Origin of the sequence: Pectobacterium colocasium, from assembly GCF_020181655.1 — a bacterium.
GTDB classification, from domain to species: domain Bacteria; phylum Pseudomonadota; class Gammaproteobacteria; order Enterobacterales; family Enterobacteriaceae; genus Pectobacterium; species Pectobacterium colocasium.
This window is the reverse complement of record NZ_CP084032.1, coordinates 227,952-251,432: the sequence shown is the minus strand read 5'-3', so window position 1 is coordinate 251,432 and position 23,481 is coordinate 227,952. Positions and strand designations below refer to the sequence as shown.

Here is a 23,481-nt window from a genome sequence, read left to right as displayed (position 1 = left end):
AACGATTGTCTGATAAATACTGAAGCCCGGAGAAATCCGGGTTTTTTATTGCCAGATTTTTAGATTAACGTTATTTAGGCTGCCATTGGCAAACATCATCTTCCACCACCAGCAATAGCTGCGTCCCTTCCGGCGCTTCCAGCCATGCGACGTTTAGCGGGCGCGTGGCATGCACTTTTTGCTCTGCAATCCATTCACGCGAATCATTGTCAAAATCAGGGCGAACTACCGTACCGTCACAAGACTGAACCTGTCCTTCCAGCCATTTCCCTTGTTTTAGCGTCACCTTGCCTGCACGCAGTACATCGCTCAACTCCAGCATGCGCTTAGCATCAAACTGATAGAGCGCGATATCATCGTCAGAAACCGATTCACGCCTTTCGGCAAGTTGCCGCTGCATAAAACTGACGGTTCCATCTTCTGCAAAGCGCAAGCGCATATCTTCTTTTTGCGCGCCGAGCTGATTACGCTGTATCTCACGCAGCTTATCCTGCTGGAACGTATAGCGAGTCACCACCAGGCCGTTACCCTGAAGCGGGTTGAACACGGTGGTCAGCGCCGTCGTATTCTGCGCATCGTCTTTACGCCACAAACGCACAATACCGCGATCGGCAACATAACCGCTGGCAAAAAACTCCGGCGGTGCGGTGCGACTACTACAGGCCACCACAGCAATAAGCACGAGGCCTGCGCCACACAATCGTCGTAAAAGCAAAAGGGGCGAAAACGCCCCTCTGCTTAAACTTTTAACCGACATGGGCTTATTTAACAGCGTCTTTCAGAGCCTTACCAGAAACAAACGCTGGCACGTTGGCAGCAGCAATTTTGATTTCTTTACCGGTTTGTGGGTTGCGGCCAGTGCGCTCATTACGATGGTTGACTTTAAATGTACCAAAACCAACTAATTGTACTGCATCACCTTCTTTCAGAGACTCGGTAATTGCCGCCAGAGTTGATTCCAGAGCTGCTTTAGCCTGTGCTTTTGACAGATCAGCTTTGTCCGCAATTACATCAATCAGTTGAGTCTTATTCATAAGTTATCCTTACAGTGTGTTTATCGCTTGCTAAGCATCGAGTGCGACGGATATGCCATCTCCCTTTTCAGGGTGTGGTAGCACTCTCCTGCATACACGCACCGACAGCCACTTTTTTTACGCCCCCCAAATGTAGACCAGACAGGGTGCGAATGTGAAGCCTTAAGACAGGCCATTTCAGGCCTTAAATCACGTTTTATCGCGTTATTGATGCAAATTTATCCCGATGTTACTACTTCCGGCCTCGCGCAGATCGGAACGGAGCCCTTTTATCAGCTCAATGTCGCGTTCTTCACAGGCCGCCAACAGGCGAAAAATCTCCCATTGGATGTCCCATTCTTCTTCAATTGCAGGCAAAACCTTTAGCTCATCGTCGGTCATTTCTTTGCCTGCCTGCGTCATTTCCAACATGGCAACTGTGCGGATGGACGTTTCGCTAATCGCTATCGCATGTTCGAGCGTTGCACCGCTTAAACGCGAATGAATCAGCTCGCCCAACGCGATACAGGCATCAATAGCCGGGTAGACGCCGTAAAGATCGTAATCTTCCGCAGCAGGAATCGCTTCTTCCAGCTTTTCCAACTGGCTATCGAAATTAACCTTCGCATCTTTAACAACCAATGTTTCCCATACCAAATCGAGAATGCGGCGGTAAACCATCGCATCGCCGAACTCTGTTTGACGACAGAACTCGTGGTAGTTGGGATACATACGTTCACAAAGGCATGCCATAAAAGTGACATGCTGCCAGCTTGCCAGTTTTTCCAGACGTAAATGAATGGGGTTACGTAACATTTTTATGCTCATTAACAGCGACGGACGGCAGTGTACCTGAAATCACAGTGACGCCCTATGCCTGAATTCCTAAAGTTTTACGACAATACGTTAGCATCTTGCTGCCGTTGCCAACGCACAAATGCGGGACGATTCGATGCAACCGCATCAGCCCAGCGGGTCGGCTCCGGTAAACGGTAACCGCGCATACAACATTGTACCCAGTGCAATGCACTGTCTTGTCCAACTCGGTGCCCCGTCGCCACAAACAGCGGATTACAGCGCGCTTTGCTGCGCCAGACCCAGCCAATCTGCTCGCCCTTATCCAGTAACGGCTGCTGGCTGCCGACGCTCTCCGCCAACGGTTCAAATCGGCCACACAGCCGACTTTTTGCCACACCAATCGTCGGAACATCAACCAGCAGGCCAAAATGGCTGGCAACGCCGAGGCGCCGTGGGTGAGAAATCCCATGCCCATCGACAAACAGCAGATCGGGTTTCTGTTCAAGCAATGCCCACGCGGCAAGCAGCCCAGGGCATTCGCGAAATGAAAGAAAACCGGGGATATAGGGCATCGTCGTGCTGATACGCGCAATCTTGTATTCTACCAGCTCCAACGAAGGATAGCGCATTAGCGCAATCGCCGCGCGAGTGACCGAGCCTTCTTGCTCAAAGCCAACGTCAGCACCCGCGATAAACGCAGGCTGCTCAAAAGGTACATCGTCGTGCCGAATCACATCAGAAGCGCGGGCCAGTTGCTCAACCCGCAGCTGTTGTGTATCAATCACATCATCTCCTGTGAATCATGCGTGATAAGGGCGAGACAACCGATGGACAGCCTCAACAAACACGCCCGCATGTTCCGGCGGCACATCTTGGTGAATGCCATGACCCAGATTGAAAACATGCCCGTTGCCTTGCCCAAATCCAGCAAGGATCGACGCCACTTCCTGCTCGATCCGTGCAGGATCGGCATACAACATCGACGGATCCATATTTCCCTGTAGCGCCACTTTATCGCCTACACGGCGGCGTGCATCAGCAATATCACTTGTCCAGTCTAGCCCCAGCGCGTCGCAGCCTGTCTCCGCCATCGCTTCCAGCCACTGGCCTCCACCTTTGGTGAAGAGCGTCACTGGCACACGGCGACCGTCGTTCTCACGCAGTAAACCATCAACAATCTTATGCATGTACCGCAGGGAGAATTCTTTGTAGTCACGTCCGCTCAGCGCGCCGCCCCAGGTATCGAATACCATCACTGCCTGCGCACCAGCACGAATTTGCGCATTGAGATAGAGAATGACGCTATCCGCCAGCTTATCCAGCAACAGGTGTAGCGTTTTAGGCTCAGCAAACATCATTTTCTTGATGACGGTAAACGCTTTGCTGCTACCGCCCTCAACCATGTAGGTCGCCAGCGTCCACGGGCTGCCCGAGAAACCGATCAACGGCACTTCACCGGCGAGGTTTTTACGAATCGTCCGCACTGCATTCATCACATAACCGAGCTCCTGCTCAGGATCGGGAATCGGCAGGTTAACCACATGGGCATGAGACGTAATGGGAGAGTGAAAGCGTGGGCCTTCCCCCGCTTCAAAATAGAGCCCTAATCCCATGGCATCAGGGATGGTCAGGATATCGGAGAACAGGATTGCCGCATCCAGCGCATAGCGCCGTAAAGGTTGTAACGTGACTTCGCAAGCCAGTTCTGCGTTTTTACACAGCGACATAAAATCCCCCGCCTGTGCGCGCGTTGCCTTATATTCCGGCAAATAACGCCCCGCCTGACGCATCATCCACACCGGGGTGACATCAACGGGTTGGCGCAATAACGCCCGCAAGTAGCGATCGTTTTTCAGATCAGTCATGTTCTTTTCCTTTCAACCTCACGGCGGTTCGACACCGGATAGATGTGATGAAACGGATGCGTTATAAAACGAACGCTTTATAAAACGAATACGCTATGACGCGAGTACGTTGTGTACATGAGTCATTCATGGCGCAAATAGTACCACGTCAGCCTTCGTTCTCGTGATAAGCGCGACACAACACCACCGTATCCTCGATAAGTCGACGCGCCACGGTGCCCGGCGGGGGCAGTTGCGGGAGTTGGTCATAGCGGAACCAGCCCGCGTCACGCAGCTCTTTTGGGTCGTGCTTAATGTCTCCACCCGCATAATCGGCCATAAACGCCATCATCAGAGAATGAGGGAATGGCCAAGGCTGCGAACTCACGTAACGCAGGTTTTTTATCTGAATTTGGCTCTCTTCCATTACCTCACGCACGACCGTCTGTTCCAGCGTTTCGCCGACTTCTACAAACCCAGCCAGCACGGTGTACATGTTTCCGCGATGTCGATTGTGCTGCGCCAGCAGAATCTCATCACCACGGCGAATCGCGACGATGATGCAAGGCGCGATCTGCGGATAATAACGTTCTTTGCAGTGGTGACATAAGCACGCCAGCTCCGTTTTGCTCCGCACCATTTCATGGCCGCAGTAACCACAAAAACGATGGGAACGATAAAACTCAGCCAACTGTACGCCTCGCCCCGCGAGCTGGAATAACCCCACGTCCTGATCGAGCAGTTGGCGAACCGAGGCCATATCGGTATCACGGCCCTGACACACCAGCCAGACAGGCTGTTCTTGCCATTCGCCGATTTGGCGAGCCGTTTTCCCCTGCAGAGACCACTTCGTCGCCGTTCCACACGGTAATTCTCCCTGGGGCAGCCAGATTTGTACCGCATCGCTAACCACCCACCAGCCGGTCTCATCACCTTTTAGCGTCTGTTCCATATCTTTTTATTGCTCCACTGCCACTTCACTGGCATTTTACATTCAGAGTGATTACATAAGTTTTATAACTGGGATTTCAGTTATTTCTTACCGTTCACGGAGTCAACAATGCTAAACCAGCTACAAAGTCTGACTGAATACGTTGGTGGCAATAATGCGTTAATCGACCAATGGCTACAAGCGCGTAAGCAGCTTCTGGTGGCTTACTATCATCTGGTTGGCATCAAGCCGAACAAGGATGCGCTTTCTCTTCTGGATGAAGAAGCATTGGATCATTTTTGCCAGAATCTGGTGGACTATCTTTCTACCGGTCACTTTCACTTATACGAAAAGATGCTGCACGAAGCAGCGACACACAGCGAACAACTATTAGCCCTTTCTACCCAGCTCGACCTCGCCCTGCAAAACAACACGCAGCAAATCATGACGTTTTACGATAACCATCTGGCGACGGCTATCGACCATGATAACTGCCTCGAATTTCAGCAGGCACTCTCCAGCGTCGGTGAAGCTCTGGAGGAGCGTTTTACGTTAGAAGACAACATGATCCGTCTGGTTTACGACAACTAGCGGTCATTTGACGTTATTTAAGAACATCGCCACACGCTGTACAGGCAAAACCGTCACGCTTTGACATCCGCGTTTTGCCGTCATACAGTGTAGGGGTTTTATTGGCCCGTTTAAGAAACGGGCATATCTTGTCGGAGTGCCTAGCGTGCTCGTGTTTTGTTTTACGAAAGCAATCGTTTTACGAAAGCAATCGTTTTACGAAATCTATGAGCGCACAGGCTGAGACCGTTAATTCGGGATCCGCGGAACCTGATCGGGTTAATACCTGCGAAGGGAACAAGAGTAATGCACCTCATTGAGCCCAAGGCTGCGTATTCCTACATACCTGCTCTGATGCCCAATATCATTATTACTCCCTCCGGCTCCAGACAAGCAATCTTCCCTTTACGTCTTACAGGAACTTGCTATGTCTACAGAACCCTTGTCTATAAACACAGTGCCGTCAAAATCGGGTCGCCGCGAGCAGCGTGCCGCCGCCCAGCAGTTTATTGAAACCTTACAGGGAACGGCCTTTCCCAATTCCAAACGCATTTATCTTACGGGCTCGCGCGACGACATCGCCGTACCGATGCGGGAAATTCAGCTCAGCCCGACGCTACTCGGCGGCAGCAAAGACAATCCTCAATACGAACCCAATGAACCGATCCCGGTTTACGATACGTCAGGGCCTTATGGCGACCCCGCCGCCCAACCCGATGTCCGCGTTGGGTTAGCGAAGCTGCGCGCCAGCTGGATTGCCGAACGTCACGACACCGAAGCGCTATCCGGCGTCAGTTCCGATTTCACCCAGCAGCGTCTGGCAGATGCAGGACTGGATCATCTGCGCTTCGAACACTTGCCACGGCCGCTACGTGCCAAAGCAGGCAAACGCGTCACCCAACTCCACTATGCGCGACAGGGAATCATTACCCCGGAAATGGAATTTATCGCTATTCGCGAAAATATGGGACGCGAGCGTATTCGTACCGACGTGCTGCGCCAGCAGCATCCGGGACAAAGTTTTGGCGCCCTACTGCCGGAAAACATCACACCGGAATTTGTCCGTCAGGAAGTGGCCGCCGGTCGCGCCATCATCCCTTCCAACATCAACCACCCAGAATCAGAGCCGATGATTATCGGACGCAATTTTCTGGTGAAGGTTAACGCCAATATTGGTAACTCCGCTGTGACGTCCTCCATCGAAGAAGAGGTGGAAAAGCTGGTCTGGTCTACCCGCTGGGGCGCGGATACGGTGATGGATCTCTCAACCGGCCGTTATATTCATGAAACCCGCGAGTGGATTCTGCGTAACAGCCCCGTCCCCATCGGTACCGTGCCAATCTATCAGGCGCTGGAAAAAGTGAACGGCGTGGCGGAAAACCTGAACTGGGAAATGTTCCGCGATACGCTGCTGGAGCAGGCGGAACAAGGCGTGGACTATTTCACTATCCACGCCGGCGTGCTGCTGCGCTACGTGCCAATGACCGCTAAACGCCTGACCGGCATCGTTTCACGCGGGGGTTCCATCATGGCGAAGTGGTGCCTGTCGCATCACAAAGAGAGCTTCCTGTACGAGCACTTCCGTGAAATCTGTGAAATCTGTGCCGCTTACGATGTCGCGCTGTCGCTGGGTGACGGCTTACGCCCCGGTTCCATTCAGGATGCCAACGATGAAGCCCAATTTGCCGAACTGCATACGCTGGGCGAGCTGACCAAAATCGCCTGGGAATACGACGTGCAGGTGATGATCGAAGGCCCCGGCCATGTTCCGATGCAGATGATTCGCCGCAACATGACCGAAGAGCTGGAGCACTGTCACGAAGCCCCGTTCTATACACTCGGCCCGTTAACTACCGATATCGCACCGGGTTACGATCACTTCACCTCCGGCATCGGCGCCGCCATGATCGGCTGGTTCGGCTGCGCGATGCTCTGTTACGTCACGCCGAAGGAGCATCTTGGCTTACCCAATAAAGAAGACGTTAAGCAGGGACTGATTACCTACAAGATCGCTGCCCACGCTGCCGATTTGGCAAAAGGTCACCCCGGCGCACAGATCCGTGATAACGCCATGTCAAAAGCACGCTTCGAATTCCGCTGGGAAGACCAGTTTAATCTGGCGCTCGATCCCCAAACGGCACGTGCCTACCACGATGAAACGCTGCCGCAGGAATCCGGTAAAGTCGCTCACTTCTGTTCTATGTGCGGCCCCAAATTCTGCTCGATGAAAATCTCACAGGAAGTACGCAACTACGCCGCGAAACAGGAAGCGGAAGCCAAACCGATTGAAGTGGGTATGGCGCAGATGTCGCAAGAATTCCGCTCTCGCGGCAGCGAGCTTTATCACAGCGCCACCAGCCTGCAAACCGAGGAAAGCAAATGACAGACTCGACGCCTTTTGCCCCAACGGCGCAGCGGCTGGGGCTATATCCCGTCGTCGATAGCGTGGAGTGGATCGAGCGACTACTCGGCGTCGGGGTGAAAACGATCCAGTTGAGGATCAAAGATCGGTCAGATGAACAAGCCGAAGCCGATGTGATCCAGGCGATCGCCTTGGGTCGTCGCTATCAGGCACAGCTTTTCATCAATGACTATTGGAAATTAGCCGTAAAACATCAGGCGTACGGCGTACATTTGGGTCAGGAAGATCTGGACACCGCCGATCTGGCCGCGATTAAAAAAGCGGGTCTGCGCTTAGGTGTTTCCACGCACGACGATCGTGAACTGGCGCGCGCGGTGGTGATAAACCCGTCCTACATCGCGCTGGGGCACATTTTCCCCACGCAAACCAAAGACATGCCATCAGCGCCGCAGGGGCTGGCCGAGCTGACGCGGCACATAATCGATCTGCAAGGCCGTTTTCCCACCGTTGCGATTGGCGGTATCAGCATCGATAGCGTCCCTGTGGTACTGGAAACGGGCGTCGGCAGTATTGCCGTCGTCAGCGCCATTACGCAGGCAACAGACTGGCGTCAGGCTACGGCAACGCTGCTCAGGATGATTGAAGGGCGGGAGGCATGACATGGTAACGAATCCCCATCCAACACCTGCCGGACTGAGCGATAGCGAATTTATGCGCTACAGCCGCCAGCTCATGCTGGAAGACATTGGCCCGGAGGGTCAGGAGAAGCTCAAAGCCGCCTGCGTTCTGCTGGTTGGCCTGGGCGGGCTGGGTGCTCCCGCTTCGCTTTATCTGGCCGCCGCAGGCATCGGTAAGCTGCTGCTTGCCGACGATGACTCGCTGCACATCAGCAACCTGCAACGCCAGATTCTGTATCGCACCAGCGACACCGACAAACCCAAAGCCGTGTTAGCACAACGTCAGCTACAGGCGTTAAATCCGTACTCGGAAACCATTGCACTTACCGAAAGGCTCAACGGTGACGCACTACACCACGCCGTCAGCCGCGCCGATCTGGTGCTGGATTGCAGCGATAACATGACCACTCGCCATGAGGTTAACGCCGCCTGCTTTAACGCAGGCAAGCCGCTCATCAGCGGGAGTGCCGTCGGTTTCAGCGGACAGCTCGCGGTCTTCACGCCGCCTTATCACGCGGGCTGCTACGCCTGCCTGTATCCCGATACGGCTGAACCACAGCGCAACTGCCGTACCGCTGGCGTGCTGGGGCCGGTGGTCGGCGTGATCGGCACACTTCAGGCGCTGGAAGCGATCAAACTACTGGCAGGTATGCCGTCCGCGCTGGACGGCAAGCTGAGAATGTTCAATGGCAAACAGCAGAGCTGGAACACGCTCCAGCTCACGCGCGCGCCCCATTGCCCGGTATGCGGGGGAGCAGCATGAGAATCACACTGAATGATGAGCCCTTTGAATTCCCAGAGGCCATCACGGTTGAAGCGCTGCTAAGCCAGATAAACCGGCTCCAGCCCGGCACGGCGCTGGCTATCAATCAGACCATTATCCCGCACGCCACCTGGTCACAGCATCAGGTTCAGGACGGTGATGATATTTTGCTTTTTCAGGCAATCGCGGGAGGATGACATGCTGCACATTGCCGATACGACATTAACTTCACGGCTGCTGACTGGCACCGGAAAATTCGCCACGCCAGAACTGATGCTAGCGGCACTCGAGGCTTCCGGTTCGCAGTTGGTTACGATGGCGATGAAACGCGTTGACCTGAACGGCGGCAATGACGCCATTCTCGCCCCGCTACGCCAGCTCGGCATTAAGCTGCTGCCGAATACGTCAGGAGCCAAAACCGCTGACGAAGCCATTTTTGCAGCGCGTCTGGCACGTGAGGCGTTGGGGACTCACTGGCTGAAGCTGGAAATTCATCCCGATGTAAAATACCTGCTGCCCGACCCCATCGAAACGCTGAAGGCCGCTGAACAGTTGGTAAAAGAAGGATTCACGGTACTGCCTTACTGCGGGGCCGACCCGGTACTGTGCAAACGGCTGGAAGAAGTCGGCTGCGCGGCGGTGATGCCTCTCGGTGCACCGATTGGCTCCAATCAGGGGCTACAAACGCGTGATTTTCTCCGCATCATCATCGAACAAGCACGCGTTCCGGTGATTGTCGATGCAGGCATTGGCGCACCCAGCCAGGCGGCCGATGCGCTGGAAATGGGAGCAGATGCCGTGCTGGTCAACACGGCCATCGCCGTTGCTCGCGATCCCGTCGCGATGGCGCGCGCCTTCCGGCTGGCAGTCGAGGCAGGTGGCCTTGCTCGTCAGGCCGGTCTGGGAAGTAAGCAGTTCGTCGCCAGCGCCACCAGCCCGCTCACCGGTTTTCTGCATCAGCAAGCGGAAGGAGCGGTGAGATGAGCGTCAATTTTCAAACCGTCTGGGAACAGCTCGACTGGGATGACCTGACGCTACGCATCAACAGCAAAACCGCACAGGATGTTGAACGGGCGCTCACTGCACCACACCTGACGCGTGACGATTTTATGGCGCTCATTTCACCTGCCGCCAGCGCCTATCTGGAACCGCTTGCCCAGCGGGCGCAGCAGCTCACCCGCCAGCGTTTCGGCAATACGGTGAGTTTCTATGTCCCGCTGTATTTGTCCAATCTGTGCTCTAACGACTGTACCTACTGCGGCTTTTCGATGAGCAACCACATCAAGCGTAAAACGCTGGATGAGGCAGAGATCTTGCGTGAATGCGCCGCTATAAAAGAACTCGGGTTTGAGCACCTGCTGCTCGTCACAGGTGAACACCAGCGTAAAGTGGGGATGGACTATTTTCGGCGCGTTTTTCCACTGATCCGGCCGCTTTTCAGTTCCCTGATGATCGAAGTTCAGCCGTTGTCGCAGGATGAGTACGCCGAATTAAAAGCACTGGGGCTGGATGGTGTGATGGTCTATCAGGAAACCTATCATCCGGCGACCTACCAGTTGCATCATCTAAAAGGACAAAAGCAGGATTTCCACTGGCGGCTTGCCACACCGGATCGGCTTGGCCGTGCCGGGATCGACAAGATCGGGCTAGGTGCCTTAATCGGCCTGTCCAATAGCTGGCGTACCGACTGCTACATGGTGGCAGAGCACCTGTTGCACTTGCAGCAACGCTACTGGCAGAGCCGGTATTCTATCTCGTTCCCTCGCCTGCGCCCCTGTGCGGGCGGCATTGAACCGGCGTCGTTAATGAATGAAGCACAGCTGATGCAGGTGATTTGCGCATTCCGCTTGCTAGCGCCGGATATTGAATTGTCGCTGTCCACACGTGAATCACCGTTCTTTCGCGATCATGCGATCCCTATCGCGATTAACAACGTCAGCGCCTTCTCCAAAACCCAACCGGGTGGCTACGCCGACGACCATCCTGAACTGGAACAATTTTCTCCCCACGATTCACGGCGTCCTGAAGACGTAGCGCAGGCCATCGTGCGTGCAGGTCTTCAACCAGTATGGAAAGACTGGGACGGCTATTTGGGCAGATAAGGCTGGATACGTTTGATAATGTTCACTTAATCGTCAGTGAGAGGGAAACACGGTGATGAGGTTCCTGCAGAGCACCTCGCACCGTGGTAGCCCTCGTATCTCGAAGCTTAAGCGATCGGAATAAGTGATACACAGGATTTGGGATGCGGCTCGCAAGCCAAAGTGAGAATTACACGGAAGACAACATTCTTGGGATAGCGCCGCGCAACATGACATTCGGCCTATCGCCACGATCCGTGACGAAGAATACAGTAGCGTCGTTGGCAGGCCTAAGCATTACGGCGCTTGCTGGCCGGAGCCGTTTGTCACTCATCGGTTCTGCACATCAACCCGCCGATACGGGGCTTATCCTTACCCGTATCGGCCCTTCCCTAACACTCTCGGAGGCGCTCTAGTCAGAAGGCGTATGCATCATCTTCGCAACCTCATTACCCACGATACGCAGCCCTTCCCTCATCTCTTCCGTGAAGCGATTGGCATAGTTGAGTCGAATACAATTGCGGTATTTCCCTGAGGCAGAGAAGAGCGACCCGGCGGCGATCTGTATGCCTGATTTTCTGACCTCACGGGTGAGCTTGAGCGAATCAAAATATTCCGGCAGTTCAATCCACATCAGGAATCCCCCTTGCGGACGACTGACGCAAATATTGGACGGAAAATACTCGCGCACCCAGCAGGTAAACGTACTCAGATTGGCTTTGTACTGGGCGCGCATGCGGCGCAGATGAGGCTGATAGTGCCCTTGGCGAATGAACTCCGCCACCGCTAGTTGCGGCTGCACCACCGTCGATCCCGTACTGATGTATTTTGTATGGATCACCCGCTCCAGATAACGCCCCGGAGCGATCCAACCCACGCGCAAACCGGGCGCCAGGTTCTTTGAAAATGAGCTGCACAACAGCACACGCCCATCTTCATCAAACGACTTTATTGCGCGGGGACGCGGATATTCATAGGCCAGCTCACCGTAGGCATCATCTTCAATAATGGCGATATCGAAATGCTGCGCCAGCGTCACCAGCGATTTCTTACGGGCGTCTGGCATGATGAAACCAAGCGGGTTATTGCAGCTCGGCACCAGCAATACGGCTTTGATCGGCCATTGATCCAGCGCCAGCCTCAATGCTTCGAGACTGATCCCCGTTACTGAATCGGTTGGGATCTCGATCGCTTTGATATCCAGCCCGCGAAGGATCTGCATCGTGCCCGGAAAAGCGGGTGATTCAACGGCCACGATGTCGCCGGGCTGACAAACGGCGCGGACAGCGACAAATAGAGCTTCCTGACATCCGGTCGTAACCACAATATCATCTTGAGTCAGCTGGCAGCCGCAGTCCACGGTAAGACGGGCAATCTGTTCACGCAGCGCAGGCACGCCATATACGCTGTCATATTGTAAGATACGAGGATCCTGATACTGGCAGAGGCGAGCCATCTCTTTCCACAGTGGTTTGATGGTCGGCTGGCTTACATCCGGCATTCCGCTACCAAATTTCAGCACGTTCGTTTCCAGACGCACGTTCACCAACTCCAGTACCGATTCCCACTGCGTAATCTCAACCGGACGTTGGGCAGGACGCGTTAGCGCGGGTACAGGCGGCGTGGCCTTACGCGGCGTGACAAAATATCCCGAACGCGGCTGCGGCATAATCAACTGCCGAGTTTCCAGCAGATGGTAGGCCTGCTGTACGGTACTGATGCTGACACCATGTTCTGTACTCAGCGCCCGTACAGAAGGCAGGCGCTCTCCACTTTGGTATAACCCTTGTTCGATCCGCTGTTCTAACAACCCAGCAAGGTGCTGATAACGCGTCATCAGTATCGTCCTCTATCAAGATTCCCAGCAGCAACCAGTACAGATTTAAATAAAAATCACCATTCAGATGCAATATCACACAATCTGTATGCTAAAAAAATGAATTTTTTGCGTCTGTATTGAAAATACCTTTCGCCCCATCATAGCGATCATTCACTGGCGAGGGGGAAAATATGGAATTTCATGAGAATCGATCACAAAAACCGTTCCGCGAGTCACCGTTCTGGCTAATGCTTATTTTGCCGTACCGCTTGTGGAAAGCCTGGCGGGCAAGAGCACAAACGCTGAAGATACTACGGAATATGAGCGATGACGGGCTTAAAGATATCGGGCTGAAGCGAAGCGATCTCGATCGATTCAGATAACAGCGCCGCAGAAAACAATAGATAAAACACAGTAGAAATATGCCGATACAGACGCTGCGTCTGTATCGGTATTTTGGATTACAGCGATGAAGAAGTTAGTGAGGTAAGGCATCCGCCGATTTTGCTTTCATTTGCATCCCGACAATCGCCGACAGCAAACAGCCAATGGCGAGGTAAGCCGCCACGGCGTGCCATGAACCATCCATAAACTGCACCAGCAGAACAGCGATAAAAGGCGTAAATCCGCCGCCTACCACGCTGGCAACCTGATAACCCACTCCCGCTCCACTATAGCGATAAGCGGTACCAAATAGCTCGGTAAACATCGGCTGCTGTACGCTAACAATCATATCGTGGGCAATGTTCGCCAGCATGATGGCAAAGAACAGAATCAGCAGCGTGTTATGGCTTTCCAGCGCCATAAAGAACGGCACTGCACTCGCAGCACCAATCAGCGCACCAGTAACGTAGATCCGACGTCGGCCAAAGCTATCCGCCAGATAGGCAAAGAAAGGAATAGACACGCAGCTGATCGCCCCCACCAGCAGCCCGATATTCAGGAAAATATCCCGCGATAGCCCAAGATGAGTGGTGGAGTAATTGAGCGCAAACGCGGTGACGATATACATCGTCAACAGTTCTCCAAGCCGTAGCGCAATAATCAGCAGAAAGGCTTTCGGGTGTTGGCGTAGTGCTTCCATAATGGGGAACGAACGCAGTTTGTTTGCCCTTTCTCCCAGAGTCTTATTCGCCTCAAACTCTTGAGACTCATCCATCCCGTTACGCACCCACCAGGCAATCGCAACCAGAATCAGGCTGAATAAGAACGGCAAACGCCAGCCCCAGGTGATAAATTCTTCGTTGGTCGTCAAATTGCTAACTAGCGAGACCGACCCTGTAGCCAGTAATAACCCGACCCCAAAGCCAACCTGTACGCCGCTGCTGTAAAAGGCTTTCTTCTTCTTTGGCGCGCTCTCTACCGCCAACAGCGCCGCACCGCCCCATTCGCCACCGACAGCAAAACCCTGAATGGCTCGCAGCATAACCAGCAGCACTGGCGCCCACCAACCGATGGAGTCAAACGACGGCAACAGACCAATCAGCGCGGTGGAAATGCCCATCATCCAGACCGTGATCATCAACATCCGTTTACGACCCAGCTTATCGCCGAAGTGCCCAAACACCATACCGCCAAGCGGACGGAACAGAAAACCCACGCCAAACGTACCAAATGCTGCCAGCGTCCCCATTGTCGGGCTGACCTGCGGGAAAAATTCGGTATTAAATACAAGAGCGGCAACAATTCCGTACAGCAAGAAATCATACCAATCCACCACGGCCCCCACAAAGCTGCCCCAGGCGGCACGTTTCGCTTTATTCTGAGAATGGCTTACTGACTGTGTTTGTAGGGTTTTATCAGATGAAATTGAATCATCCTGATGAGGTACTGAGCCGCCAGGCTGTGAGAGTGTTGGCGTAGTTGAGGTGTCCATGTCGGTTCCGTTCTATTTACTTTACACTACTGTACAACAAAAAATTTCAGGAAGAAATTTTTAACGTCGCTTGCGACGGCCTTTAGGTAGCGCACAGGGATGTGCGCTATAAAAAATTTCAGGATGATATAAAACGCCGGGAGCGTTTTTTAACAACGCATCGCGTTGGCCCACAGGGTGGAAGGCAGGACGCCTTCCATCAATTTTTAACGTCGCTTGCGACGGCTTGACCACGAGCATCTATAGGGCAGGCACCATAAAAAAACCCCGACCATAATAGCCGGGGTTTTCGTTATTTACCGCATGGTAGTACAGCGTAAAGAGACTTATTCGTCGTCGCTGCTACCAAAGCCTGCGTTCAGCAGTTCTGCCAGGTTAGCAGAAGCTTCATCGGCACTCACCTGAGGTACGATTGGCGCTTCACCCGCCTGACGGCGGCGCATACGATCCTGATGGTACGCATAACCCGTACCCGCTGGGATCAGACGACCCACGATAACGTTCTCTTTCAGGCCACGCAGTTCATCACGTTTACCCGCAACAGCGGCTTCGGTCAGTACGCGAGTGGTTTCCTGGAACGATGCCGCAGAAATGAAGGACTCGGTCGCCAGAGATGCTTTGGTAATACCCAGCAGATCGCGGCTAAACGTTGCCGTAATCTTGCCATCCGCTTCCAACTGACGGTTGGCAATCTTGATGCGAGAGACTTCTGCCTGTTCGCCTTCCAGGAACTCGGTGCTACCTGCGTTAACGATGGTGCCTTTACGCAACATCTGACGAACGATAACTTCGATGTGTTTATCGTTAATCTTAACGCCTTGCAGACGGTAAACTTCCTGAACTTCGTTGGTGATATAACGCGTTACTGCATGTACGCCACGCAGACGCAGGATATCGTGCGGAGACTCTGGGCCGTCGGAAACAACGTCACCACGTTCAACCACTTCACCTTCGAACACGTTGAGCTGACGCCATTTCGGAATCATCTCTTCGTAAGCATCGCTGCCATCCAACGGAGAAATCACCAGACGGCGTTTACCTTTGGTTTCTTTACCGAAGGAAATGATACCGCTGATCTCTGCCAGAATAGCCGGCTCTTTCGGACGACGGGCTTCGAACAGGTCGGCTACGCGTGGCAGACCACCGGTAATATCCTTGGTACCGCCGGATTCCTGAGGAATACGCGCCAGAGTATCACCGCTGCTGATTTTCACGCCGTCTTCCAACTGCACGATCGCTTTGCCCGGCAGGAAGTACTGAGCAGGCATATCCGTACCTGGAATCAGTACGTCTTCACCTTTGTCATCAACGATTTTCAGTGCCGGACGCAGGTCTTTACCGCTACCGGTACGCTCTGCACTATCCAGAACCACGATAGAGGACAAACCGGTCAGTTCGTCGGTCTGACGAGTAATCGTCTGGCCGTCGATCATGTCGGTGAAGCGAATGTTACCGCTCACTTCGGTGATAACCGGCATGGTATGCGGGTCCCAGTTCGCTACGGTTTCGCCACCGTTAACTTCTGCGCCATCGCCTTTCGCCATCGCCGCACCGTAAGGCACTTTATAGCTTTCTTTAGTACGTCCGAATTCGTCGATCAGCTTCAGTTCGGTATTACGTGAAGTAATAACCAGTTTACCGCTGCTGTTCACAACGAACTTCGCGTTGCTCAGTTTCAGGCTACCTTTGTTTTTCACCTGAATGCTGGACTCAGCTGCCGCACGCGATGCCGCACCACCGATGTGGAACGTACGCATGGTTAACTGTGTACCCGGCTCACCGATGGACTGTGCCGCGATAACCCCGATAGCCTCACCTTTGTTGATGATATGACCACGAGCCAGATCGCGACCGTAGCAATTGGCGCACACGCCAAAGTCGGTTTCGCAGCTTACTACTGAACGTACTTTAACGGCGTCAACGGAGTTCTCTTCCAACATGTCACACCACTGCTCGTTCAGCAGCGTGTTGCGTGGAACCAGAATATCCGCCGTGCCCGGTTTGATCACGTCTTCAGCCGTTACACGACCCAGTACGCGTTCACGCAGTGGTTCTTTAACATCACCACCCTCGATAACCGGCGTCATCATGATACCTTCGTGGGTACCACAATCGTCTTCGGTCACAACCAGATCCTGCGCAACGTCAACCAGACGACGAGTCAGGTAACCGGAGTTTGCGGTTTTCAGTGCGGTATCCGCCAGACCTTTACGCGCACCGTGCGTCGAGATGAAGTACTGGAGTACGTTCAGACCTTCACGGAAGTTTGCGGTAATCGGCGTCTCGATGATGGAACCATCTGGTTTCGCCATCAGACCACGCATTCCCGCCAACTGACGAATCTGTGCCGCAGAACCACGCGCACCGGAGTCAGCCATCATAAAGATGCTGTTGAAAGAAACCTGCTGCTCAACCACGCCATCACGGTTAACCACATCCTCAACGGACAGGTTTTCCATCATCGCTTTCGCAACACGCTCGTTCGCCGCAGCCCAGATATCGATCACTTTGTTATAGCGTTCGCCCGCGGTAACCAGACCAGACTGGAACTGCTCCTGAATCTCGGCAACTTCGGTTTCGGCTTCTTCGATAATCTCGGCTTTCTTCTCTGGGATAACCATGTCATCGATACCTACGGAAGCACCAGAGCGCGCCGCGTAAGCAAAACCGGTATACATGATCTGGTCAGCAAAGATAACGGTCGGTTTCAGACCCAAAATGCGGTAACAGGTGTTCAGCATTTTGGAGATCGCTTTCTTGCCCAGAGGCTGGTTAACGATCGAATACGGCAGACCTTTCGGTACGATCATCCACAGGATGGCACGGCCGATAGTCGTATCAATCAGCGTCGTCTGATGCGTGATCTCGCCTTCGATGCTCTTGATCTCTTCCGTGATACGCACTTTCACGCGCGCATGCAGAGAGGCCAGACCAGCGCGATAAACGCGTTCAGCTTCTTTCGGACCCGTGAGAACCATGCCTTCGCCTTTGGCGTTAACACAGTCACGCGTCATGTAATACAGACCCAATACCACGTCCTGAGAAGGAACGATGATTGGCTCACCATTCGCAGGAGACAGGATGTTGTTGGTCGACATCATCAACGCACGCGCTTCCAACTGGGCTTCCAGCGTCAGCGGTACGTGCACAGCCATCTGGTCACCATCGAAGTCGGCGTTATAGGCCGCACAAACCAGCGGGTGCAGCTGGATCGCTTTACCTTCGATCAGAACCGGTTCGAATGCCTGGATACCCAAACGGTGCAGTGTTGGTGCACGGTTCAGCAGAACCGGGTGTTCGCGAATCACTTCGTCCAGGATATCCCATACGACAGCTTCTTCGCGCTCAACCATTTTCTTGGCGGCTTTAATGGTGGTAGCAAGACCACGCAGTTCCAGCTTGCCGTAGATGAACGGTTTGAACAGCTCCAGTGCCATTTTCTTCGGCAGACCACACTGATGCAGACGCAGGTATGGACCAACGGTGATTACAGAACGGCCGGAGTAGTCAACACGCTTACCGAGCAGGTTCTGACGGAAACGACCCTGTTTACCTTTGATCATATCGGCCAAAGATTTCAGAGGACGCTTGTTAGAACCGGTGATCGCACGACCGCGACGGCCGTTATCCAACAGCGCATCAACCGCTTCCTGCAACATACGTTTTTCGTTACGTACGATGATGTCTGGCGCAGCCAGATCCAGCAGGCGTTTCAGACGGTTGTTACGGTTGATCACGCGACGATACAGATCGTTCAGGTCGGAAGTCGCGAAACGACCACCATCCAACGGAACCAACGGACGCAGATCTGGCGGCAGTACCGGCAGAACGGTCAGAATCATCCACTCTGGTTTGTTACCAGACTGTACGAACGCTTCCAGCAGCTTAATACGCTTCGTCAGCTTCTTACGTTTGGTTTCGGAGTTGGTTTCGGTCAGCTCTTCACGCAGCTGCTCACATTCCTGCTCCAGATCCATATTCTTCAGCAGAGCCTGGATCGCTTCGGCGCCCATTTTCGCGTCGAATTCATCACCAAACTCTTCCAGCGCATCCAGATACTGCTCTTCAGTCAGGATCTGACGGCGCTCAAGGTTGGTCATGCCACCTTCAACCACAACATAAGATTCGAAATAAAGCACACGCTCAATATCACGCAGCGGCATATCCAGCAGCAAGCCGATACGGGAAGGCAGTGACTTCAGGAACCAGATGTGCGCAGTCGGAGAAGCCAGCTCGATGTGGCCCATACGCTCACGGCGCACTTTAGTCTGGGTCACTTCAACGCCGCACTTCTCACAAATCACACCGCGGTGTTTCAGGCGCTTATACTTACCGCACAAGCACTCATAATCTTTTACCGGCCCAAAGATACGGGCGCAGAAAAGGCCGTCACGTTCAGGTTTGAACGTACGGTAGTTGATGGTTTCTGGCTTTTTAACTTCACCAAAAGACCACGAACGGATCATGTCTGGCGAGGCCAGAGCAATTTTGATCGCATCAAACTCTTCGGTTTTAGTTTGCGCTTTCAGAAACTTTAATAAGTCTTTCACGGATTGGCTCCTGTCGGAGTTAGACCTGATAGACACCTGAACCATGCCTTTAACAACACAATTCAGGTGTCCCTATGACGAATGCCAGCAATACAACGAGCTGGGATTACTCTTCTTCCAGCTCGATGTTGATACCCAGCGAGCGGATTTCTTTCAACAATACGTTGAAGGATTCCGGCATGCCTGGTTCCATCTGATGATTGCCATCCACGATGTTCTTATACATCTTGGTACGGCCGTTCACATCATCAGACTTAACGGTCAACATTTCTTGCAGGGTATAAGCTGCACCATAAGCTTCCAGCGCCCACACTTCCATCTCACCGAAGCGTTGACCACCGAACTGCGCCTTACCACCCAGCGGCTGCTGAGTAACCAGGCTGTAAGAGCCGGTGGAACGAGCATGCATCTTATCGTCAACCAAGTGGTTCAGTTTCAGCATGTACATGTAGCCCACTGTAACCTGACGTTCAAATTTCTCACCGGTACGTCCATCGTACAGGGTAATCTGACCGGAGGTAGGGATACCGCCCATCTGCAACAGTTCCTTGATTTCTTTCTCTTTTGCACCGTCGAATACTGGCGTTGCAATTGGCATACCTTTCTTCAGGTTTTCAGCCAGACGCATCACTTCTTCGTCTGAGAAAGTGCTCAGGTCGACTTTCTGACGCACATCGTCGCCCAGATCGTAGGCTCTCTGGATGAACTCACGCAGTTTAGTCACTTCTTCGTGCTGCTTGAGCATGGCGTTGATCTTCTCGCCGATACCTTTCGCAGCCATACCCAAGTGGGTTTCCAGAATCTGACCAATGTTCATACGTGAAGGTACGCCCAGTGGGTTCAGTACAATATCGACCGGCGTACCGTTCTCATCGTAAGGCATATCTTCGATCGGGTTGATCTTGGAGATAACACCTTTGTTCCCGTGACGACCTGCCATTTTGTCACCCGGTTGGATCTGACGTTTAACAGCCAGATAAACCTTGACGATTTTCAGCACGCCCGGTGCCAGATCATCGCCCTGAGTGATTTTACGGCGCTTAGCTTCGAGTTTTTTCTCAAACTCGTGCTTCAGCTCATCATATTGTTCTGCCAACTGCTCCAACTGATTCTGTTTATCTTCATCAGTCAGACCCAGTTCCAACCAACGCTCACGCGGCAGTTTGTCCAGTTTGTCAGCTTCTACGCCGCCGGAAACCAGCACAGCGTGGATACGTGCAAACAGGCCCGCTTCCAGAATCTGCAATTCTTCAGTCAGGTCTTTCTTCGCCTGCTTCAGCTGCATTTCTTCGATTTCCAGCGCACGCTTGTCTTTTTCCACGCCATCGCGGGTAAAGACCTGTACGTCGATAATCGTACCGGAAACACCGTTTGGTACACGCAGAGAAGAGTCTTTAACGTCAGACGCTTTCTCACCGAAGATCGCACGCAGCAGTTTTTCTTCTGGCGTCAGTTGGGTTTCACCTTTCGGCGTAACCTTACCAACCAGAATGTCACCACCGGTCACTTCCGCACCGATGTAAACGATGCCGGACTCATCCAGTTTAGAAAGTGCTGCTTCACCCACATTCGGGATATCCGCAGTAATTTCTTCAGGCCCTAACTTGGTGTCACGAGACACACAGGCAAGTTCCTGAATGTGGATGGTCGTAAAGCGATCTTCCTGAACCACACGCTCGGAAACGAGGATGGAGTCTTCGAAGTTGTAACCATTCCATGGCATGAATGCCACGCGCATGTTCTGACCCAGCGCCAGTTCACCCAGATCGGTGGACGGGCCATCTGCCAGAACGTCGCCACGTTCTACCGGCTCACCCAAAGACACACACGGCATCTGGCTGATGCAGGTGTTCTGGTTAGAACGGGTATATTTGGTCAGGTTATAGATGTCGATCCCGGCTTCGCCTGGATACATTTCATCGTCATTAACGCGGATTACAATACGGGATGCATCCACGTACTGTACTGTACCACCACGTTTGGCTACGGCAGTTACACCGGAGTCAACCGCAACAGCACGTTCCATACCGGTACCAACCAGCGGCTTATCAGCACGCAGGGTAGGAACGGCCTGACGTTGCATGTTCGCACCCATCAGGGCACGGTTGGCGTCATCGTGTTCCAGGAACGGAATCAGGGATGCACCGACGGAAACCACCTGCTGTGTGGAAACGTCCATATATTCAACCTGATCGCGGCTGAACAAGCTGGACTCACCTTTGTTACGGCAGGTAACCAGTTCGTCGATGAAGCGGCCTTCTTCGTCCAAATTGGTGTTGGCCTGTGCGATAACGAAGTTACCTTCTTCAATCGCAGACAGGTAATGGATCTCATCCGTCACCACGTTGTCACGCACGCGACGATACGGGGTTTCAAGGAAACCGTATTCGTTCGTTTGCGCATAAACGGACAAGGAGTTGATCAGACCGATGTTCGGACCTTCCGGGGTTTCGATAGGACAAACACGGCCGTAGTGAGTTGGGTGTACGTCACGGACTTCAAAGCCAGCGCGTTCACGCGTCAGACCGCCTGGACCCAATGCAGAGATACGACGTTTGTGCGTAATCTCGGACAGCGGGTTGTTCTGGTCCATAAACTGTGACAGTTGGCTCGAACCGAAGAACTCTTTCACGGCAGCCGAAATCGGCTTGGCGTTGATCATGTCCTGTGGCATCAGCGTATCAAGATCGCCCAGAGACAGACGCTCTTTTACAGCACGTTCTACACGCACCAGACCCACGCGGAATTGGTTTTCTGCCATTTCGCCGACGGAACGAATACGACGGTTGCCGAGGTGGTCGATATCGTCCACTTCGCCTTTACCGTTACGGATATCAATGAGCTTCTTCATCACTTCGATGATGTCATCTTTGCTCAGGATACCGGAACCTTCGATCTCATCACGCAACAGAGAACGGTTGAACTTCATACGACCGACCGCAGACAGATCGTAGCGGTCTTCAGAGAAGAACAGGTTCTCAAACAGCGTTTCTGCTGCTTCACGCGTTGGCGGCTCACCAGGACGCATCATACGATAGATTTCAACCAGCGCACTCAGACGATCGTTTGATGGATCGACACGCACAGTTTCAGACATGTATGCGCCGTGATCGAGATCGTTGGTGAACAGAGTCTCGATACGTTTGTGGCCAGACTGGCTCAGTTTAGCCAGCAGATCCAGCGACAGCTCCATGTTGGCTGCGCCGATCAGTTCACCGGTGCTCTCGTCGATATAGTCTTTGGACAGTACTTTGCCAGCAATATATTCAACAGGCACTTCAATGCGCTCAATACCGTCTTTCTCTAACTGACGAATATGACGCGCAGTGATACGGCGACCTTTTTCGATATAAACTTTACCGTTCGCTTCGATATCAAACGATGCGGTTTCACCACGCAGGCGCTCAGGAACCAGATCCATCTGTAACTTATTGCCATTGATTTCATAGACAATTTTATCGAAGAAAAGATCGAGGATCTGTTCGGTGGAGTAACCCAGCGCGCGCAGGATAATGGTCGCAGGCAATTTGCGGCGACGGTCGATACGAACAAACAGGTTATCCTTCGGATCAAACTCGAAATCCAACCAGGAACCACGGTAAGGAATAATACGTGCGTTATACAGCACCTTACCTGAAGAGTGGGTTTTACCTTTGTCGCTATCGAAGAACACACCTGGACTACGATGCAACTGAGATACGATTACACGCTCAGTGCCGTTGATCACGAAGGTACCGTTGTCGGTCATGAGCGGAATTTCGCCCATGTAAACTTCTTGTTCTTTGATGTCTTTAACGGTGCCTTCAGGCGCTTCGCGCTCGTAGATCACCAAGCGCAGTTTCACGCGTAGCGGCGCAGAGAACGTCACACCACGGATCTGACATTCTTTAACGTCAAATACTGGCTCGCCCAAGCGATAGCTAACGTATTGCAGCTCTGAATTACCGCTATAGCTTTTTATGGGGAAAACAGAACGGAATGCAGCTTCCAAACCGTACTGACCTTCCGGGTCTTGCTCGATAAACTTCTGGAACGAGTCAAGTTGGATAGAAAGGAGATAAGGTACGTCCAAAACCTGCGGACGTTTACCAAAATCCTTACGAATGCGTTTTTTCTCGGTATAGGAGTAAACCATAGGGTTCCTCAGCTAGCTGACAAGTCGAACCACTCTGTCTGCCCTAAGAAGGACAGTTCATG

19 protein-coding genes and 1 riboswitch are annotated in these 23,481 nt (G+C 53.0%); of the genes, 9 read left to right on the top strand and 10 right to left on the bottom strand.

Annotated features, from left to right (window positions below):
• Nucleotides 1-70 precede the first annotated feature (70 nt).
• The 6 genes from LCF41_RS01125 to nudC all read right to left on the bottom strand — a co-directional run bounded on the left by LCF41_RS01125 (nt 71) and on the right by nudC (nt 4,607).
• Nucleotides 71-757, bottom strand: coding sequence for a DUF1481 domain-containing protein (locus LCF41_RS01125; protein WP_225086535.1), 687 nt, complete (start codon nt 755-757; stop codon nt 71-73).
• Nucleotides 758-761: 4 nt separating this feature from the next.
• Entirely contained in the window at nt 762-1,034 is a 273-nt protein-coding gene (gene hupA / locus LCF41_RS01120) for a nucleoid-associated protein HU-alpha (protein ID WP_005970302.1), read from the bottom strand.
• 204 nt (nt 1,035-1,238) lie between these two features.
• Nucleotides 1,239-1,829, bottom strand: a complete 591-nt coding sequence (locus tag LCF41_RS01115; RefSeq protein WP_225086534.1) for a YjaG family protein — start codon at nt 1,827-1,829, stop codon at nt 1,239-1,241.
• Between the two features lie 77 nt (nt 1,830-1,906).
• The gene (gene nfi, locus LCF41_RS01110) at nt 1,907-2,596 is read right to left on the bottom strand and encodes a deoxyribonuclease V (RefSeq protein ID WP_225086533.1); all 690 of its coding nucleotides are present in this window, start codon (nt 2,594-2,596) and stop codon (nt 1,907-1,909) included.
• A 15-nt stretch (nt 2,597-2,611) separates the two neighbouring features.
• A complete protein-coding gene (hemE, locus tag LCF41_RS01105; protein ID WP_225086532.1) occupies nt 2,612-3,676 on the bottom strand; it encodes a uroporphyrinogen decarboxylase in 1,065 nt (354 codons plus the stop codon).
• Between the two features lie 148 nt (nt 3,677-3,824).
• Entirely contained in the window at nt 3,825-4,607 is a 783-nt protein-coding gene (gene nudC / locus LCF41_RS01100; RefSeq protein WP_225086531.1) for an NAD(+) diphosphatase, read from the bottom strand.
• Between the two features lie 108 nt (nt 4,608-4,715).
• Here nudC and rsd point away from each other — a divergent pair, with 108 nt between their 5' ends.
• From rsd to LCF41_RS01060, 8 genes are all read left to right on the top strand, one after another.
• A complete protein-coding gene (gene rsd / locus LCF41_RS01095; RefSeq protein ID WP_225086530.1) occupies nt 4,716-5,177 on the top strand; it encodes a sigma D regulator in 462 nt (153 codons plus the stop codon).
• Between the two features lie 122 nt (nt 5,178-5,299).
• A riboswitch (TPP riboswitch) is annotated at nt 5,300-5,470 on the top strand.
• 113 nt (nt 5,471-5,583) lie between these two features.
• Nucleotides 5,584-7,539: a phosphomethylpyrimidine synthase ThiC gene (thiC, locus tag LCF41_RS01090; RefSeq protein WP_225086529.1), complete on the top strand. Its 1,956-nt coding sequence runs from the start codon at nt 5,584-5,586 to the stop codon at nt 7,537-7,539.
• Nucleotides 7,536-8,177: a thiamine phosphate synthase gene (thiE, locus tag LCF41_RS01085; protein WP_225086528.1), complete on the top strand. Its 642-nt coding sequence runs from the start codon at nt 7,536-7,538 to the stop codon at nt 8,175-8,177. Before thiC ends, thiE begins: the two co-directional genes overlap by 4 nt.
• 1 nt (nt 8,178) lies before the next feature.
• Nucleotides 8,179-8,958 carry a HesA/MoeB/ThiF family protein gene (locus LCF41_RS01080; protein WP_225086527.1) on the top strand — a complete coding sequence of 260 codons (780 nt, stop codon included), beginning with the start codon at nt 8,179-8,181 and terminating at the stop codon, nt 8,956-8,958.
• On the top strand, nt 8,955-9,155 hold the full coding sequence (thiS, locus tag LCF41_RS01075) for a sulfur carrier protein ThiS (RefSeq protein ID WP_010285513.1): 201 nt from the start codon (nt 8,955-8,957) through the stop codon (nt 9,153-9,155). The genes LCF41_RS01080 and thiS overlap by 4 nt, the downstream gene beginning before the upstream one ends.
• Before the next feature lies 1 nt (nt 9,156).
• The gene (locus LCF41_RS01070; protein ID WP_012772942.1) at nt 9,157-9,942 is read left to right on the top strand and encodes a thiazole synthase; all 786 of its coding nucleotides are present in this window, start codon (nt 9,157-9,159) and stop codon (nt 9,940-9,942) included.
• Nucleotides 9,939-11,060: a 2-iminoacetate synthase ThiH gene (gene thiH / locus LCF41_RS01065; protein WP_225086526.1), complete on the top strand. Its 1,122-nt coding sequence runs from the start codon at nt 9,939-9,941 to the stop codon at nt 11,058-11,060. Before LCF41_RS01070 ends, thiH begins: the two co-directional genes overlap by 4 nt.
• A gap of 143 nt (nt 11,061-11,203) precedes the next feature.
• The gene (locus LCF41_RS01060) at nt 11,204-11,455 is read left to right on the top strand and encodes a hypothetical protein (protein WP_225086525.1); all 252 of its coding nucleotides are present in this window, start codon (nt 11,204-11,206) and stop codon (nt 11,453-11,455) included.
• On the opposite strand, the gene LCF41_RS01055 is transcribed toward LCF41_RS01060, so the two are convergent.
• The gene (locus LCF41_RS01055; RefSeq protein ID WP_182101257.1) at nt 11,452-12,876 is read right to left on the bottom strand and encodes an aminotransferase-like domain-containing protein; all 1,425 of its coding nucleotides are present in this window, start codon (nt 12,874-12,876) and stop codon (nt 11,452-11,454) included. The two genes, LCF41_RS01060 and LCF41_RS01055, sit on opposite strands and share 4 nt — an antisense overlap.
• 173 nt (nt 12,877-13,049) lie before the next feature.
• Between LCF41_RS01055 and LCF41_RS01050 the strand changes: the two genes are divergently transcribed.
• A complete protein-coding gene (locus tag LCF41_RS01050) occupies nt 13,050-13,241 on the top strand; it encodes a DUF1127 domain-containing protein (RefSeq protein WP_010285501.1) in 192 nt (63 codons plus the stop codon).
• Between the two features lie 95 nt (nt 13,242-13,336).
• Here the strand turns inward: LCF41_RS01050 and shiA are convergent, their stop codons facing one another.
• The 3 genes from shiA to rpoB all read right to left on the bottom strand — a co-directional run bounded on the left by shiA (nt 13,337) and on the right by rpoB (nt 23,419).
• Nucleotides 13,337-14,734 carry a shikimate transporter gene (gene shiA, locus LCF41_RS01045; RefSeq protein WP_220274105.1) on the bottom strand — a complete coding sequence of 466 codons (1,398 nt, stop codon included), beginning with the start codon at nt 14,732-14,734 and terminating at the stop codon, nt 13,337-13,339.
• A gap of 326 nt (nt 14,735-15,060) precedes the next feature.
• Nucleotides 15,061-19,284, bottom strand: coding sequence for a DNA-directed RNA polymerase subunit beta' (gene rpoC / locus LCF41_RS01040; RefSeq protein WP_225086524.1), 4,224 nt, complete (start codon nt 19,282-19,284; stop codon nt 15,061-15,063).
• A 106-nt stretch (nt 19,285-19,390) separates the two neighbouring features.
• A complete protein-coding gene (gene rpoB / locus LCF41_RS01035; RefSeq protein WP_225086523.1) occupies nt 19,391-23,419 on the bottom strand; it encodes a DNA-directed RNA polymerase subunit beta in 4,029 nt (1,342 codons plus the stop codon).
• Nucleotides 23,420-23,481: the final 62 nt, after the last annotated feature.

What these genes read in the sequence shown, in the direction of transcription:
- LCF41_RS01125 (WP_225086535.1), bottom strand. Translation starts at nt 757, where the DNA reads ATGTCGGTTAAAAGTTTAAGCAGAGGGGCGTTTTCGCCCCTTTTGCTT.
- hupA (WP_005970302.1), bottom strand. Translation starts at nt 1,034, where the DNA reads ATGAATAAGACTCAACTGATTGATGTAATTGCGGACAAAGCTGATCTG.
- LCF41_RS01115 (WP_225086534.1), bottom strand. Translation starts at nt 1,829, where the DNA reads ATGTTACGTAACCCCATTCATTTACGTCTGGAAAAACTGGCAAGCTGG.
- hemE (WP_225086532.1), bottom strand. Translation starts at nt 3,676, where the DNA reads ATGACTGATCTGAAAAACGATCGCTACTTGCGGGCGTTATTGCGCCAA.
- nudC (WP_225086531.1), bottom strand. Translation starts at nt 4,607, where the DNA reads ATGGAACAGACGCTAAAAGGTGATGAGACCGGCTGGTGGGTGGTTAGC.
- rsd (WP_225086530.1), top strand. Translation starts at nt 4,716, where the DNA reads ATGCTAAACCAGCTACAAAGTCTGACTGAATACGTTGGTGGCAATAAT.
- thiC (WP_225086529.1), top strand. Translation starts at nt 5,584, where the DNA reads ATGTCTACAGAACCCTTGTCTATAAACACAGTGCCGTCAAAATCGGGT.
- thiE (WP_225086528.1), top strand. Translation starts at nt 7,536, where the DNA reads ATGACAGACTCGACGCCTTTTGCCCCAACGGCGCAGCGGCTGGGGCTA.
- LCF41_RS01080 (WP_225086527.1), top strand. Translation starts at nt 8,179, where the DNA reads ATGGTAACGAATCCCCATCCAACACCTGCCGGACTGAGCGATAGCGAA.
- thiS (WP_010285513.1), top strand. Translation starts at nt 8,955, where the DNA reads ATGAGAATCACACTGAATGATGAGCCCTTTGAATTCCCAGAGGCCATC.
- LCF41_RS01070 (WP_012772942.1), top strand. Translation starts at nt 9,157, where the DNA reads ATGCTGCACATTGCCGATACGACATTAACTTCACGGCTGCTGACTGGC.
- thiH (WP_225086526.1), top strand. Translation starts at nt 9,939, where the DNA reads ATGAGCGTCAATTTTCAAACCGTCTGGGAACAGCTCGACTGGGATGAC.
- LCF41_RS01060 (WP_225086525.1), top strand. Translation starts at nt 11,204, where the DNA reads ATGCGGCTCGCAAGCCAAAGTGAGAATTACACGGAAGACAACATTCTT.
- LCF41_RS01055 (WP_182101257.1), bottom strand. Translation starts at nt 12,876, where the DNA reads ATGACGCGTTATCAGCACCTTGCTGGGTTGTTAGAACAGCGGATCGAA.
- LCF41_RS01050 (WP_010285501.1), top strand. Translation starts at nt 13,050, where the DNA reads ATGGAATTTCATGAGAATCGATCACAAAAACCGTTCCGCGAGTCACCG.
- shiA (WP_220274105.1), bottom strand. Translation starts at nt 14,734, where the DNA reads ATGGACACCTCAACTACGCCAACACTCTCACAGCCTGGCGGCTCAGTA.
- rpoB (WP_225086523.1), bottom strand. Translation starts at nt 23,419, where the DNA reads ATGGTTTACTCCTATACCGAGAAAAAACGCATTCGTAAGGATTTTGGT.